The sequence below is a fragment of the Parasphingorhabdus sp. NYA22 genome, from assembly GCF_976973735.1.
This window is the reverse complement of sequence record NZ_OZ333477.1, coordinates 828,278-842,454: the sequence shown is the minus strand read 5'-3', so window position 1 is coordinate 842,454 and position 14,177 is coordinate 828,278. Positions and strand designations below refer to the sequence as shown.

Annotated in this window: 13 protein-coding genes; 6 read left to right on the top strand and 7 right to left on the bottom strand. The window is 58.0% G+C overall.

What is annotated here, in order from left to right; translation table 11 throughout:
* The first annotated feature begins 63 nt into the window (after positions 1 to 63).
* On the top strand, positions 64 to 1,644 hold the full coding sequence (locus ACWFTY_RS04160; protein ID WP_447526133.1) for a helicase HerA-like domain-containing protein: 1,581 nt from the start codon (positions 64 to 66) through the stop codon (positions 1,642 to 1,644).
* 57 nt (positions 1,645 to 1,701) lie between these two features.
* Here the strand turns inward: ACWFTY_RS04160 and ACWFTY_RS04155 are convergent, their stop codons facing one another.
* From ACWFTY_RS04155 to queF, 3 genes are all read right to left on the bottom strand, one after another.
* Positions 1,702 to 2,094 (bottom strand): acyl-CoA thioesterase, encoded by a 393-nt coding sequence (locus ACWFTY_RS04155; protein WP_447526132.1) that lies wholly within the window; start codon positions 2,092 to 2,094, stop codon positions 1,702 to 1,704.
* Positions 2,095 to 2,177: 83 nt separating this feature from the next.
* Complete coding sequence (locus ACWFTY_RS04150; RefSeq protein WP_447526131.1) at positions 2,178 to 3,266, bottom strand: glutathione S-transferase family protein; 1,089 nt, start codon at positions 3,264 to 3,266, stop codon at positions 2,178 to 2,180.
* Complete coding sequence (gene queF, locus ACWFTY_RS04145; RefSeq protein ID WP_447526130.1) at positions 3,266 to 3,736, bottom strand: preQ(1) synthase; 471 nt, start codon at positions 3,734 to 3,736, stop codon at positions 3,266 to 3,268. Before queF ends, ACWFTY_RS04150 begins: the two co-directional genes overlap by 1 nt.
* 142 nt (positions 3,737 to 3,878) lie before the next feature.
* Between queF and ACWFTY_RS04140 the strand changes: the two genes are divergently transcribed.
* The 5 genes from ACWFTY_RS04140 to ACWFTY_RS04120 all read left to right on the top strand — a co-directional run bounded on the left by ACWFTY_RS04140 (position 3,879) and on the right by ACWFTY_RS04120 (position 9,687).
* Entirely contained in the window at positions 3,879 to 5,027 is a 1,149-nt protein-coding gene (locus ACWFTY_RS04140; protein WP_447526129.1) for a hypothetical protein, read from the top strand.
* Between the two features lie 194 nt (positions 5,028 to 5,221).
* Positions 5,222 to 6,058, top strand: a complete 837-nt coding sequence (gene sseA / locus ACWFTY_RS04135) for a 3-mercaptopyruvate sulfurtransferase (RefSeq protein ID WP_447526128.1) — start codon at positions 5,222 to 5,224, stop codon at positions 6,056 to 6,058.
* Positions 6,059 to 6,084: 26 nt separating this feature from the next.
* Positions 6,085 to 7,284: a cystathionine beta-lyase gene (metC, locus tag ACWFTY_RS04130; protein WP_447526127.1), complete on the top strand. Its 1,200-nt coding sequence runs from the start codon at positions 6,085 to 6,087 to the stop codon at positions 7,282 to 7,284.
* Positions 7,281 to 8,618 carry a mechanosensitive ion channel family protein gene (locus tag ACWFTY_RS04125; protein ID WP_447526126.1) on the top strand — a complete coding sequence of 446 codons (1,338 nt, stop codon included), beginning with the start codon at positions 7,281 to 7,283 and terminating at the stop codon, positions 8,616 to 8,618. Before metC ends, ACWFTY_RS04125 begins: the two co-directional genes overlap by 4 nt.
* 301 nt (positions 8,619 to 8,919) lie before the next feature.
* A complete protein-coding gene (locus tag ACWFTY_RS04120) occupies positions 8,920 to 9,687 on the top strand; it encodes a TorF family putative porin (RefSeq protein ID WP_447526125.1) in 768 nt (255 codons plus the stop codon).
* A gap of 57 nt (positions 9,688 to 9,744) precedes the next feature.
* On the opposite strand, the gene nikE is transcribed toward ACWFTY_RS04120, so the two are convergent.
* From nikE to ACWFTY_RS04100, 4 genes are read right to left on the bottom strand one after another with little or no spacing between them, the layout of a single operon-like run.
* The gene (nikE, locus tag ACWFTY_RS04115) at positions 9,745 to 11,292 is read right to left on the bottom strand and encodes a nickel ABC transporter ATP-binding protein NikE (protein ID WP_447526124.1); all 1,548 of its coding nucleotides are present in this window, start codon (positions 11,290 to 11,292) and stop codon (positions 9,745 to 9,747) included.
* Positions 11,289 to 12,077 (bottom strand): ABC transporter permease, encoded by a 789-nt coding sequence (locus ACWFTY_RS04110; RefSeq protein WP_447526123.1) that lies wholly within the window; start codon positions 12,075 to 12,077, stop codon positions 11,289 to 11,291. The genes nikE and ACWFTY_RS04110 overlap by 4 nt, the downstream gene beginning before the upstream one ends.
* Positions 12,078 to 12,081: 4 nt before the next feature.
* On the bottom strand, positions 12,082 to 12,975 hold the full coding sequence (locus ACWFTY_RS04105; protein ID WP_447526122.1) for an ABC transporter permease: 894 nt from the start codon (positions 12,973 to 12,975) through the stop codon (positions 12,082 to 12,084).
* Positions 12,976 to 13,008: 33 nt separating this feature from the next.
* Positions 13,009 to 14,154 carry an epoxide hydrolase family protein gene (locus ACWFTY_RS04100; protein WP_447526121.1) on the bottom strand — a complete coding sequence of 382 codons (1,146 nt, stop codon included), beginning with the start codon at positions 14,152 to 14,154 and terminating at the stop codon, positions 13,009 to 13,011.
* Positions 14,155 to 14,177: the final 23 nt, after the last annotated feature.

Sequence of the window (14,177 nt, the reverse complement as noted above, 5' to 3'; positions counted from 1 at the left end):
CGCCGGCCTTTTTTTTGCGTCAAGTCAGGGTCAGCTTTGCAACATGATTGAGGAAATCCGCCGATGGCCGACGCAACAGAAATATTCTTGGGTCTCGGCGGCGGCGAGCGGCAGAGCCTCAACCTTTCCCGCGCTAATCGCCATGGTCTGATCGCCGGGGCCACCGGTACCGGCAAGACGGTCACGTTGCAGGGCCTGGCCGAGAGCTTTTCCGCCAATGGTGTCCCTGTCTTTGTCGCAGACGTAAAAGGCGACCTTGCCGGCATTTCCATGGCCGGTTCCGCGCAGTTCAAACATGCTGACAAGCTGGAGGGTCGCGCCAAGGAGCTGGGCATGGATGATTATGCCTATTCGGACAATCCGGCAGTATTCTGGGATCTTTACGGCAAACAGGGTCATCCGATCCGCACCACGATCAGTGAAATGGGGCCATTATTGCTGGCGCGCCTGATGGATCTGAATGACACACAGGAAGGCGTGCTCAACATCGTCTTCCGTTTTGCAGATGAACAGGGCATGCTGCTGCTGAACCTCGACGATCTGCAGTCGATGCTCGCTTATACCGCGGAAAATGCGAAACAGTTATCCGCCAAATATGGCAATGTCAGCAAGGCCAGCGTTGGCGCGATCCAGCGCCAGTTGCTCCAGCTGGACAGTCAGGGCGCGGGCCAGTTTTTTGGCGAACCCGCTCTGGAAATCGACGACTTCATCAAATGCGACGAACAGGGTCGCGGCTATATCAACGTCCTCGCCGCCGATCAGCTGATGCGCAGCCCGAAGCTCTACGCGACATTTCTGCTCTGGCTGCTCGCCGAACTGTTTGAAACATTGCCGGAAGTCGGCGATCCGAAAAAACCGAAACTGGTTTTCTTCTTCGATGAAGCGCATCTGCTGTTTGACGACGCGCCGAAAGCACTGGAAGACAAAATCGAACAGGTCGTGCGCCTGATCCGCTCGAAAGGCGTCGGCGTCTTTTTCGTAACCCAGAATCCGGTCGACATACCCCAGGAAGTCGCTGGCCAGCTTGGCAACCGTGTGCAGCACGCCCTGCGCGCTTTTACGCCGCGCGACAAAAAGGCGATCAAGGCCGCAGCCGACACGTTCCGGATCAATCCCGAACTGGACGTCGAGGAAGCGATCACCGAATTGCGCGTGGGTGAAGCGCTCGTTTCGACCTTGCTCGAGGACGGCGCACCGTCGATCGTCCAGCGGACGTTGATCAAGCCGCCCCGGTCCCGCCTGGGTCCGATCTCGGCTAAAGAACGCGCCATTATCAATTCAATTTCGCCCTATGAAGGCAAATATGATGAAGAGGTCGACCGGCACAGCGCCGAAGAGATACTCGCGCAAAAGGTGATCGACGCCACGGCAACAGCCAGGGAAGTCGAAGAAAAGGGTGAAGAAGAAGTCCGCAAACAGCCGCGCAAGAGCAAAAGCATCTGGGAGAAAGCATTCAGTCGCGGCGCAAAGGTCGCCATGGGATCTGCGGCAGGCATGGCCGCATCGACAATGCTCGGCAAAAAATCCCGGGCAAACCCGATGCGCACAGGCGTGACGTCGGCTGTAGGCTCAGTGGTTACCGATCTCGCCGGACCGATGGCAGGACGTTTTGTCCGCAATCTGATTGGTGGTCTGATGCGTTGATAGCCGGCTCACCAGCCTGTTTTCACGGCACCGACGGACTGACGCGACTTCAGTCTTCTACCCGAAAAAGCGGGCGACAATATCTTTCGCCAAGCGGGTCGGGCGCAAGGTATCGGCATCGATACAGCACCAGCTGGACTGCACTTCGGCGAGCACCTCTTCACCGCGACGGATGATCGTGCTGTAAAATGCCCGCGCTCCGTGAACTTTTTCGAGCAATACTTCGGCGATCACATCATCGTCCAGAAACGCCGGTTTCCGGTAGGTTATCTCGTGTTTCAGCGCCACCCAGAGATGGTCTGCTATCGCTTCGGAAGGCGCAAATTTCTGCCAATGCGCGACCACAGCTTCCTGCACCCACGTCAGATAATTGGCATTGTTGACATGTCCCATGAAATCAATGTCAGACGCCTCGATGGCAATGCTGTGATGATGTGAAATACTGTTCATATCATCAATATATAAGATTAGCGGAGGCCGATTGATAGGGCAAACTAGATTCATACTCCAGAATCCGGGAGCAGGTCGTCATATCAGGCAAGGCCAAGCTTGAAGTTTCTGAACGCCAGTCGCCGTTCCGCCGTGAAATTCCGGAACGCTGATGCGCCGTCAATCGTCGATAAAAATTCATCCACCGCAAGTTTGTCGGCATCAGGCAAATCCCGATAATAGTCCAGCGGCCGCTGCAGCATCCAAAGACTGAACGACGGCGCGATACGCTGTCCGGTTACATCCTCGACGGTAAAATCGGCCATCCCGACGGCACGCGGGATTTCTATATCCGGATTGGCCTCGGCCCAGGCAGCAAACAGGTCCGCGGTTTTCTGCAGGAATGGCAGTTGCTCCGCCATCATTTTTTCCAGCACGGGCACCAAGCTTTCCGGAATCTCGTCATCGGGCAGAAATTCTCCGGATAACGGCTGCTGCACATCAACCATCCGCTCGACCCACGCGGCAACTTTCGGCGCCAGGCGTTTCATGATCTCACCCGAAGCGGGATCGCGGTATAGATGGGCAAAAAGCGGTCCGATCAGGCCATAATCGCCAATCGAGGGACGTGAACCCAGCAGATAATCATATTGGGCAAAATGCCGGTCGAGATCGGCCAAAAGGGCTTCATAGCTGGCCTCGATCGCAGGGATGGTTTGCTCGTTAATCCCCAATATCGGACAAAAGCCCTTGAATGCCTGGCCGCGCTCGCGACCGATGGCCAGTTGCTCTTCCTTGCTGGCTTCCGGCGCTGCGACGGCGCCAAATTCGCCGTAGACCCATTCTTCATTATAGTTCCAGCGATAGTGCATCGCCGGGATCACCAGCCATTCATCACCGAACACTTCCATCAACAACGCCACCAGCCTCTGTTTCGGCGTGTCGGGATAGACGGACGGCCCGCCGATCTCGGCTTCGAAATGGTCGATGATCAGCGTCGTATCCTGCAGCGTTTCGCCTGCGTCGGTCACCATCACGGGGATGACGGGTCGGCCCACTTTCGGCACGATAATCGTCTTGTAGACTTCCGTGGTGCTGAGGATTTCTTCGTAATCCACCTCTTTCCAGTCGAGATAGGCCCGCGCCTTGCCGGAATAGAGCGACAGTGGTCCACCGTAGAATTTATGGGTCATCAGCCTCGTCCTCGATAAGATGCTACGCCCTGATCGGGCAACCAAAGTCCTTTGGGAGGTTCGCCCGATTGCCAGAATATATCTATCGGTATGCCGCCCCGCGGATACCAATAGCCGCCGATCCGCAGCCATCTCGGTTTCATTTCGTCGAACAGGCGCTTGCCGATGCCGACCGTACAATCTTCGTGAAAGGCAGCATGGTCGCGGAACGATCCGAGAAACAGCTTGAGCGACTTTGATTCGACGATCGTCTGGTCCGGCGCATAATCGATGACCAGATGGGCAAAATCCGGCTGGCCCGTCACGGGGCAAAGCGATGTAAATTCGGGCACGGCGAAGCGTGTGAGATAGAGCTCGCCCGCACGGGGATTGGGCACATAGTCGAGTATCGCCTCTTCGGGAGAAGCGGGCATCGAACTGGTCTTGCCTAGAAATTTCGGTGCTGGCGGTGCGGATGGTTTGTCGGTCATGCAGATTATCTAGTGCACGGGGCGCTTCATGTCATCACCTCTGCTGCATTCATCAACGGTTCACTGCTTTGGGCGGCATTTCGACCTGTAACTTTACAGGGACAGGGCTGTTCTTCAGACGATCAAATATAATCGGTTCGGCATGGTTTTGACCGGCGCAATTTCGGGATTTCTCCTGAGTGCTGCCGCTATGGCGCAGACGTCTGGCGAGGATCCATTGCCTATTCCGCAAAGCCGGCCCTCGGTGGAAAGCTATTCGCTGCCGCCCGGACCAGGCAGCAATCCGAAGCAGAATGGCTTGCAGGGGCCGGTCGACGCCGAAATTCCGCTTACCGCGCCGACCAATGTCGCGCCGTCCACCGCCCCAGCAAGAGCGCCATCGCCCGTACCGGCACAGAGCAGTTCGGCGGCCAAGCCTGCCACCACCGGCAGCACACCCGATCGGGTGCAACCTCCGATCAAGCAGGCTCCGCTCAAACCAGAAGTAGAAGAAGATATATCCGCACCGGAATCAGGTCCGCCACCAGCGGAACCGGTGGACGTGCCTAACGAAAACCGGGAGACAGCCGGGGCATCGGTAGATAGCGAATTACCTCCGACAGAAGCCGCAGCAGAATCTGTGCCGGAAAAAGCGACCAATGACTGGATGCTTCTGGCCTTCGCGGCGCTGCTGTTCGCCCTGCTTGGGGCTTTATTTCTTTGGCGGGCCAGCAGAGCCAAGCCGCAACAAGCGATCGTCACGGAGCCGGATCGTGCGAGTGCCAGTCCCACCGGTGACGCTGCCGAACCCACCGAATTTCTCCAACCAGCCCCCGCCATCACTATCGGTTTCCTGCCGCGATCGGCGAATACAACGCTGTTCAATGCAGTCCTTGGCTTCGAACTCACGCTCTCCAACCATGGCGGCGAAGATTTAAGCGATATCAGGGTCAGCGGGACTATGGTTCAGGCCGACGATCATGGCGCCCGCGATTCGATAGCGGCCGGCCTCTCGCTCTTGCAAGCGGTCCCCAATCTCACAACCGGAGAAACCGAGAAGATTGTCGCAGAATTTCGAGTCCCCCTGGCCGGCATTCATCCGATTTTGTTCGGATCTCAGGCCTTGTTTGTCCCGCTGGTGCAAATATCGATAGAATTTACCGATGCTTCCGGCTTTCAGCATTTTCAGACCACAGCCTTTCTGGTCGGTCAGGAACATCAACCGCCACGCCCCAAAATGGCGCCTTTTCGGTTGGATCTGGGGCCCCGCAGCTTTGCTCCCCTCGGCCATCGCCCGTTCTTCGCGGATTGAACTCTTCTGGTGAAGGCCAGTGATCGATATTGATCGGGTCGCGCTTCAGATGTTACCGTGACAACATGCCATGCAGAAAAACTACATAAGCGGTGGATTCGCGATGCAATGCGTTATAGCCTCGACGGCTTGAAATCGAGTCGCTAAACGGCGGTTAGAGTAGCGCAAATTATTGCGGGCATGAGGAGTTTAATATGGAATTGCTGGTAACGACCGAATGGTTGGCCAACGAACTGGGTGCGTCTGACCTGCGCATCGTGGACGCGACAAAATTCATGGCGGATGCGGGGCGCAACCCGGCAGCCGAATATGAGGCTGGCCATATCCCCGGCGCGGTTTTCATGGACCTCAGTGATCTGACCGATGGCAGCAACCCGATTGATAATATGCTGCCGCCGGCTGAAAAGTTCGCCAGCCGCATGCAATCGCTCGGACTTGGCGATGGCAGCCGCGTGGTTCTCTATGATGACAGCCCGCTCAAGAGCGCAGCCCGCGCATGGTGGATGCTCACCATGTTCGGCGCGCATGAAGTCGCGCTGCTCGATGGCGGTATTGCCAAATGGAAGGCCGAAGGCCGGCCACTGGAAACCGGCAAGGAAGCACTGCGCCACCGTCATTTCACCGTCTGGAAAGATGACAAGGATATCCGCACCAAGGCGGATATGCTCGCCAATTTGCACAGCAAGAATGAACAGGTCGTCGATGCGCGTCCTGCCGACCGGTTTAGCGGCGAAACACCAGACCCGCGTGGTAATGCAGCGTCCGGCCATATCCCCGGCTCGGTCAATATTCCGCACAGCGAATTCTTCAACGCGGACGGAACGTGGAAAAGCAGCGACGAGATCAAGGCGATCTTCAGCGACGCCGGCGTCGATCTCTCCAAGCCACTGATCACAACCTGCGGCTCGGGAATGACCGCAGCGGTTGTATCCTTTGCAGCAGCGATTGCCGGTGCAGAAAAAACCGCTCTTTACGACGGCAGCTGGGCCGAATGGGGTGCCGACGCCGACACCCCGAAAGAAACCGCCTGAATATGCCGGCGCTGCTGGAACTTTAATTGGCCGATAACGGCTCTGGTTCAAAAAAACCCGCGACCCAGGTTGTCACCGGAGGTCGCCGGAAAATATGGACCGGAGCCGTGGTCAATCCGCCCGTATGGCGGGGGAGCACGCATCTATACGACGATGTCGCCCATCTCCGGGACGGCCTGAAATCCAACGATGACGGCCGTTTCTTCTATGGCCGCCGCGGCTCTCCGACCCAATGGTCGCTCGCCGAAGCCCTGACCGAAATGGAACCCGGTGCAGCCGGGACCATGCTTTACCCGTCCGGTGTCGCTGCCATTTCCTGTTCCTTGCTCGCTGTCCTGCAACCGGGCGACGAAATCCTGCTCACCGACAGCAGCTATGATCCCAGCCGCAGCTTTGCCGATGCCTTTCTAAAACGCATGGGCATCACCGCGCGCTATTATGATCCGATGATCGGGGCGGATATTACAGATCTGTTCGGACCGGACACAAAAGCCATTTTGATGGAAAGCCCCGGTAGCCTTACGTTCGAGGTTCAGGATGTGCCTGCCATCTGCAAGGCAGCGCGGGCAGCGGGCATTGTAACCCTGCTCGACAATACATGGGCGACGTCGCGCTTTTTCCCGGCGCTGGAACATGGTGTCGATATCGCCATAACCGCCGCCACCAAATATATTGTCGGTCATAGCGATGTGATGATGGGCGCGGTCACCACCCACAGCAAATATTGGACCCGTCTCCGGCGCACCGCCCAGCAACTGGGTCAGGTGGTCTCGCCCGATGATGCCTATCTCGCCGCGCGCGGATTGAGGACGCTGGACGTCCGCCTGCGCCAGCATGAAGCCAGCGCCCTGAAAATTGCCCATTGGCTGAAGGATCGGCCCGAAGTCGGTCTGGTCCTGCATCCCGCTCTGCCCGATTGTCCGGGGCACGAGATTTGGAAGCGTGATTTCAGCGGAGCTTCGGGTCTATTCTCGTTTGAGCTATCGGATGGTGACGACAGGTCCCGTGCCGCGTTCATTGACGCACTGAGCCTATTCGGCATTGGTTACAGTTGGGGCGGCTTTGAAAGCCTCGCACTGCCGGTTGATCCGGCAAAGCATCGCACCGCCACCGAATGGGCCGGAAAAGGCCCGCTCGTACGACTGAATATCGGTCTGGAAGACCCGGACGATTTGATTGCGGACCTTGCCAAAGCTTTTGAACATTACCACGGTGCAAAGCCATGATCGATAATGCGTTCTCATATATTGAAGCTCTGACTCCTGACACACCGCGCAACGTCCAGTATATCGAAGGCGCCGTTGCCGCCGGACTGGTCATGCTGGCCCTGACTGCGGGCTGGTATCTCAGCAAATATATCGGTCCCAAGTTGCGCCACCTCTGGGAAGCGCGCGCGGGCTATGAGAGCGAACTCGCCGGCCGACGCATCCGCGACATGACACGCCGCGCAACCACATTCATCCTGTGCGGTATTTTCCTGGCTTTCTATCCCTGGCATCTGATCGCCCAGGTCGTCTTTTCGCTCACCATCGCCATAACGGTCGGCCTGTTCGCCAATGACCTGATCCGCGGCGTGCGGATGCCGGACTGGCTGGGGACCATCATCGGACTGGCGCTGTTCGTGAGTATCGGATCGGGTCTGGTCGGCGGTATCGAACCAATCACGCTGGCACTGGACAAAGTCGGATTCGGCATCGGATCGCGAAGGATTTCGCTACTCTGGATCGTCACCCTGGCGATGACGGCCGTTATCCTGCTGGCGGTAGCCCGCGTGCTGATGAAGCTGGTGGCTTATATCATCGGCAATAGCGAGCTCGACGCCGCACAGAAGGTATTGGGCCAGAAGCTGGCGACCGTTGCCATATTGGCCGGAGCCTTTGTGCTAGGCCTCGACGTGGTCGGGATCGATCTCACGGCTCTGGCGGTCTTCTCCGGTGCCTTTGGTCTCGCCATCGGCTTCGGCATGCAAAAGACGATCGGTAACCTGATCGCCGGGATCATCCTGCTGATGGACAGGTCGATCAAGCCCGGTGACGTGATCGCGGTCGGCGATACCTATGGCTGGGTCAACAAGATTGGCGTGCGCGCCGTGTCCGTCCTCACCCGCGCGGGCAAGGAACATCTGATCCCGAACGAGGATCTGATGACACGCGAAGTGGAAAACTGGTCCTATTCCAGCCCCAATATCCGGATCAGTATCCCGGTTGGCGTATCCTATAATACCGACATGGATCAGGCGATCGACCTGATGAAACAGGCCTGCGTCGATGTACCGCGCGTGCTCAACCATCCCAAGCCAGTGGTCTGGATGCTCGAATTTGGCGATAGCAGTGTCAATTTTGAAATTCGTTGCTGGATCAAGGACCCGCAATCGGGGGTGGGCAACTTCAGGGCAGCAATCCTCAAACGGGTCTGGGATCTTTTCAAGGAACATGGCGTCGAGATTCCCTTCCCGCAGCGTGATGTCCATATCAAGTCGTTACCCGAGGGTGGAACAGTCACGCTTGAAGCCGCTCCGAAACCGGTTGCAGCCCCGGCAGAATCGACCGCAAAAGACTGAAGCAAGATCGCACGATCCAGCGCCGGCGACGCACGAGCGGACGCCGGATGACGCTTTATTAATCAGCCTGAATTGAATTCGCCTAAATTTTAAGCGGCTGAAATCAAGTTTGTGGCGCAAGTGCAACATATGACGATTATGTCACCCTTCCTGTCATTTTATTTCTTGTGCAGCGCAACAATATAGAGCAGCTTTCTTGCACATGTTTAGAGACTGTTCGCGTTCGGGGCATCTGGCGTAATAAAAAAACAGCCTAGCAAATCCAGGAGGGGCGATACGCATTAACGAGAAAGGGATTTCCATGCGCACGTCTAATAAAATTACCCTTGGCGGAAAAGCCAAGTCAACTGTTCTCGGCCTCTCGGCCATTTTGCTGGCCTCTACGGCTGTACCAGCATTCGCTCAAGAAGCTGAATCTTCCAGCGGAATCACCGTTTCCGGAAATGCCGCAGTTACGTCCGATTACCGCTTTCGCGGTGTTTCGTTTTCCGATGGTGATATCGCCATTCAGGGCGGCATCGATGTCGCCCATGAAAGCGGTTTCTATATCGGAACCTGGGGTTCATCGATCGAGGATTCCGCAACCTTCGGACACACAGAACTCGACGTTTACGGCGGCTGGTCTGGCGAAGTCGCTTCCGGCATCACCTTTGACGTTGGCCTGCTCTATTATATCTATCCAAATGGCGAAGGTGGCATTGCTGGCCCGAGCGACTATTTCGAGCCCTATGCATCGATCTCCGGAACATTGGGTCCGGTCGAAGCAACTCTGGGAGCGGCATATGCGTTCGATCAAGCAGCAATCGGAGATGACGACAACCTCTATATCTACACCGATTTTTCTTCCGGTATTCCTGACACGCCAATTTCACTGAATGCCCATCTTGGTTATACGGACGGCACATTGTCGACAGCCACAGATGGAGACAATTTCGATTGGTCGGTCGGCGCTGACTGGGCCATCACCGAAAATCTCACCGCCAGCCTGATGTATGTCGGCGTCGGTGGTGTCAAAGTGGACGATTTCACGGATGACACAGTCGTCTTCACTCTCGGCGTAGCCTTCTAAATTCACATCGTCACGCTGAAAAGGGGGCCGCTCGGACAACCGGGTGGCCCTCTTTTTTTAACTGGCGGCGACAAGCTTTTGCGTCGCGGCGTGCCGGGGATGATCAATCACCGCCTGGATATCCCCTGTTTCGACAATCCGGCCCGCTTCCATCACCGCAATCCGGTGGCATAATCGGCGCGCCGCAGCGATATCATGGGTGATGAAGAGCAAGCTCAATCCATTCTCCACTTGCAGCCGGAGGAGAAGCTTGAGAATCTCCGCCCCGACCAGCGGATCGAGCGCCGATGTCGCCTCGTCCAGCACCAATAGCCGCGGCGCAGCAATAATCGCCCGCGCGAGTGCAACCCGTTGCGCCTGCCCGCCCGAGAGACTGGCTGGTAGGCGAGTCAGGAAATCTTCTGCCAAATCAACATCATACAGGGCTTGCCGCGCCATCTCGTTGCGCTCCGCCTTTTTCATGTCGGGCCGCAAGTTGCGCAAAGGTTCGGTCACAATATCGCTGACGCGCCATTGCGGATCGAGGCTGGCGACCGGATCCTGAAACACCGGCTGGATCAACCGGCGCATTTCCAGACCGCGCTCGCGGCGCTCCGGGATCGGCGCGCCCTCCCACAGAACTTCACCTTGGGTAACTGGTCCGATACCGGCAATGGCGCGGCCAAGCGTCGACTTTCCGGAACCGGAGCCGCCGACGAGGGCCAGAGACTCTGCTTGCCGTATCGTAATATTAGCGTTCACCACGGCGCGAACCTTTCCCCGACGCCAGCCGGGGCGAGGAAATTCGACGCCGACGTCTCTTGTTTCGACCAGCAGATCGCCAGACTGACGGAGCTTCGGTACTGCCTCATCAAGGCGCGGCGTAGCGGCGATCAGACGCCGGGTGTATTCTTCCGCAGGATTGGCAATGACGGCGCCAGTCGGCCCGGTTTCCACAACCCTGCCCTTTTCCATCACCACCAGTTGGTCGGCATGGCCCCCAACCGAGGCCAGATCATGGCTGACCAGCAGCATGCCCAACCCCTGTTCGGCGCGCAATTCATCGAGCAGATCCATGATCTCCGCGCGCAGGGATGCGTCCAGCGCACTGGTCGGTTCGTCAGCGATCAGTAATTTGGGGCCATGGGCGATAGCCGCGGCAATCATCACCCGCTGGCGTTCGCCCCCGGACAGCCGGTGCGGGAACTGGTCCAGTCGCTCGGCCGGCCTAGAGAGACCAACACGCTCGAGCTTTTGTGCCAACTCACGCCGCGACGGCCGCGCTGATCCCGCTTGCATCGTCGCTTCCTGTAGTTGCACGCCAACTGTCAGATGCGGTGTCAGCGCGGTCAATGGCTGCTGGAACACAAATCCGGTCAGTCTGCGGCGAACATCGCGAAGCTGAGCGGTATTGGCGGTTCCGAGGTCGGTACCGTCCAGCTTGATCGAACCGGAAGCGGAGCCCGGCGTTAGCCCGAAGGGCGTCAGGCAGCTCAGGCTCTTCCCAGACCCGGATGCGCCGATGATCGCCGTACACTGCCCCGCTTCTACGGTCAGGCTGACATTTTCGACCAGTCGCTTGCCCGCAATATCAACCGCCAGATTGCGAATTTCATACAGGCTCATGAGAACCGGTCCCGCAATCGTTCGCCTTCGATGGTCAGACAGACCAATATCAGCACCAGCAAGCCACCGGGCAGCAGCAAGCCGAGCGGTGCCATATCCATATCGTCAGCCCCTTCCTTGACCAGGATGCCGAGCGAGGTCAGCGGTTCCTGTACACCCAGGCCGAGAAAGGAGAGGAAGCTCTCGACCATCACCACCTGCGGCACGGTCAGCATCAGATATGCCAGCGCCACGCCGGCGATATTCGGCAATATATGACGCAATATGATGGTGATCGACGGCGTCCCCGCCGCCTCTGCCGCCAGAACGAAGGGCCTCTGTTTCAGCGCCATCACCTGCCCTCGGACGACACGCGCCATGGTCAGCCATTCGACCAGCCCGATACCGACGAAGACCAGCAATATCGACCGCCCGAAAACCACCATCAGCAGGATGACAATGAACATGAACGGCAATGCATAGAGACCATCTACAATCCGCATCATCGCCTCGTCGACTCTACCGCCGATCCAGCCCGCAGTCGCGCCCCAGGCGATGCCGACTATCAGGGAAACCAGCGCCGCTGCAATCGCCACCATCAGCGTGACCCGGGTTCCCGCCGCAAGCCGTGCCAGGTGATCCCGTCCAATTTCATCCGTGCCGAATATATGCGATCCGCTGAACGCCGGCGAGCGAACGGCATCCCAGTCGATCTGGTCATAGCTCCACGGGAGAAGAAACGGCAGCAACAGCGCCAGCGTTACGATCACCAGAACAAGGACAAGCGGGAAATGACGTTTTAGCAATGCCTCACCCTTCCCGCATTCTGGGATCGAGCCAGCCATAGATCAGGTCGGCAAACAGGTTGAAGAGGATGATCAGCGCTGCATAAAGCGTCACCACACCGAGCACGAGCGGATAGTCACGATTGAGCGCACCTTGGACGAAATAACGTCCCAGACCTGGCAGACCAAATACGGTTTCGACGACGACCGCCCCGGTCAAAAGGCCCGCCGCTGCCGGCCCCATATAACTCGCTACTGGTACCAGCGCGGGACGCAAACCATGTTTGAACAGGATTTTGGTTTCGAGAAGGCCGCGTGCCCGCGCGGTGCGGATATGATCCTGCTTGAGCACGCTCGCCAGTCCGGCACGGGTCAGCTTGGCAATCGCCCCCGACACCGGCAGCGCCAGTGCCACGACCGGCATGATCAGCCATGCGACACCCTGACCAGTACCCGACACGGGGAGCAAGCCAAGCCATAAACCGAATAACAGCGCCAGCGCGGGTCCGGTGACAAAGGTCGGCAGCGCAGTGGCGACCGTAGCCAGCATCATGATCGCCTTGTCCGCCGCTTTTCCCTCTCGCACAGCAGCAAACAGGCCGGCCGTCACACCGATCATCAGGGCAAGCAATATCGCCAGCCCTCCCAGCGTGAGTGAAATCGGCAGACCCTGCGCGATCAGTTCCGATACGGTAAAGTCCCGATAGACCAATGATGGCCCGAAATCCCCCTGCACCAGCCGCGAAATATAGAGCCACGCCTGTTCCCACAAAGGTCGGTCAAGACCATAAGCCTGCTGCAATGCCGCCTGCGTCGCTGGATCCAGCGGTCTTTCCCCGTCAAACGGCCCACCGGGCGCCAGCCGCATCAGGAAGAAAGACGCCAGTATGATCACCAGCAGCGTTGGTATGGCCGTCATCAACCGCCGGGTGATCAGGGCAAGCACCTGCCGCTAGAGCTCCATCCCCGCAAAACAGGTGCGTACTTCCTGCACAAACAGCTCCGGTACTTCCATCGCGGCGAAATGGCCGCCTTTTGCCGGCTCGCCCCAGTGGCGCAGATTCTTGAACCGTTGCTCGGCCCAACGGCGCGAGGGGGTGATGATCTCGTTGGGGAAGATGCTGCACCCGGACGGTATGTTGACCGGATCGACATTCGGCGCACCGAAGCTTTCGCGGTACAGCCGCGCCGAGGAAGCGCCGGCGTTGTTGAGCCAGTAGATCATCACATTGTCGAGCAAATGGTCGCAATCGAAATTTTCATCCGGGGCTTTGGCATCGTCGGCCCAGCCCTGGAATTTCTCCATGATCCAGGCCATTTGCCCGACTGGAGAATCGGCCAGACCATAGCCCAAAGTCTGCGGCCGGGTCCGCTGGATTTCGGCATAGCCGCCCCCCTCGGTCTGATAGACAGCAAAATGGGCCAGCGCCGCCTGCTCTTCGGGCGTCGGATTGGTCATAATCTCTTCGGAAGGCTGTCCGACGACGACCAGATTGACGTGGATGCCAGCACAATGGCCAAGATCTTGCGCGCCGATAACCGAGGTCACCATCCCGCCCCAGTCGCCGCCCTGCGCGAAATAGCGGTCATAACCGAGCCGGGTCATCAACGTGTCCCATGCTTTCGCGATTTTTTCGAGGCCCCATCCGGTCGTGGTCGGCTTGCCGGAAAACCCGTATCCGGGTAGCGACGGCACCACCAGATGATAGGCATCCTTCGCCTCGCCACCATAAGCAACCGGATCGGTCAGCGGGCCGATCACATCCATGAACTCGACGATGGAACCCGGCCAGCCATGGGTCATCAGCAAAGGCCGTGCATCAGCCTCCGGCGAGCGGATGTGCATGAAGTGGATGTCGACACCGTCAATCTCGGTCAGATGATGACTATACTGGTTTAGCGCGTCCTCACAGCGCCGCCAGTCATAGCTGGTCCGCCAATGTTCGACGATGGTTTTGACATAGTCGAGCGGTATGCCCTGCGACCAGTCATCAACCGGCTCGGGATCAGGCCAGCGCACATGGCGCAGCCTTATGTCGAGATCATCCAGTGCGGTCTTCGGGATATCAATTTCAAAGTCTCTGATTATCTCGCTCACAAACTATCCTCTTCCTGTCCGCT

What these genes read in the sequence shown, in the direction of transcription:
- ACWFTY_RS04105 (WP_447526122.1), bottom strand. Translation starts at nt 12,975, where the DNA reads ATGACGGCCATACCAACGCTGCTGGTGATCATACTGGCGTCTTTCTTC.
- ACWFTY_RS04125 (WP_447526126.1), top strand. Translation starts at nt 7,281, where the DNA reads ATGATCGATAATGCGTTCTCATATATTGAAGCTCTGACTCCTGACACA.
- ACWFTY_RS04155 (WP_447526132.1), bottom strand. Translation starts at nt 2,094, where the DNA reads ATGAACAGTATTTCACATCATCACAGCATTGCCATCGAGGCGTCTGAC.
- sseA (WP_447526128.1), top strand. Translation starts at nt 5,222, where the DNA reads ATGGAATTGCTGGTAACGACCGAATGGTTGGCCAACGAACTGGGTGCG.
- ACWFTY_RS04120 (WP_447526125.1), top strand. Translation starts at nt 8,920, where the DNA reads ATGCGCACGTCTAATAAAATTACCCTTGGCGGAAAAGCCAAGTCAACT.
- nikE (WP_447526124.1), bottom strand. Translation starts at nt 11,292, where the DNA reads ATGAGCCTGTATGAAATTCGCAATCTGGCGGTTGATATTGCGGGCAAG.
- ACWFTY_RS04140 (WP_447526129.1), top strand. Translation starts at nt 3,879, where the DNA reads ATGGTTTTGACCGGCGCAATTTCGGGATTTCTCCTGAGTGCTGCCGCT.
- ACWFTY_RS04150 (WP_447526131.1), bottom strand. Translation starts at nt 3,266, where the DNA reads ATGACCCATAAATTCTACGGTGGACCACTGTCGCTCTATTCCGGCAAG.
- queF (WP_447526130.1), bottom strand. Translation starts at nt 3,736, where the DNA reads ATGACCGACAAACCATCCGCACCGCCAGCACCGAAATTTCTAGGCAAG.
- ACWFTY_RS04160 (WP_447526133.1), top strand. Translation starts at nt 64, where the DNA reads ATGGCCGACGCAACAGAAATATTCTTGGGTCTCGGCGGCGGCGAGCGG.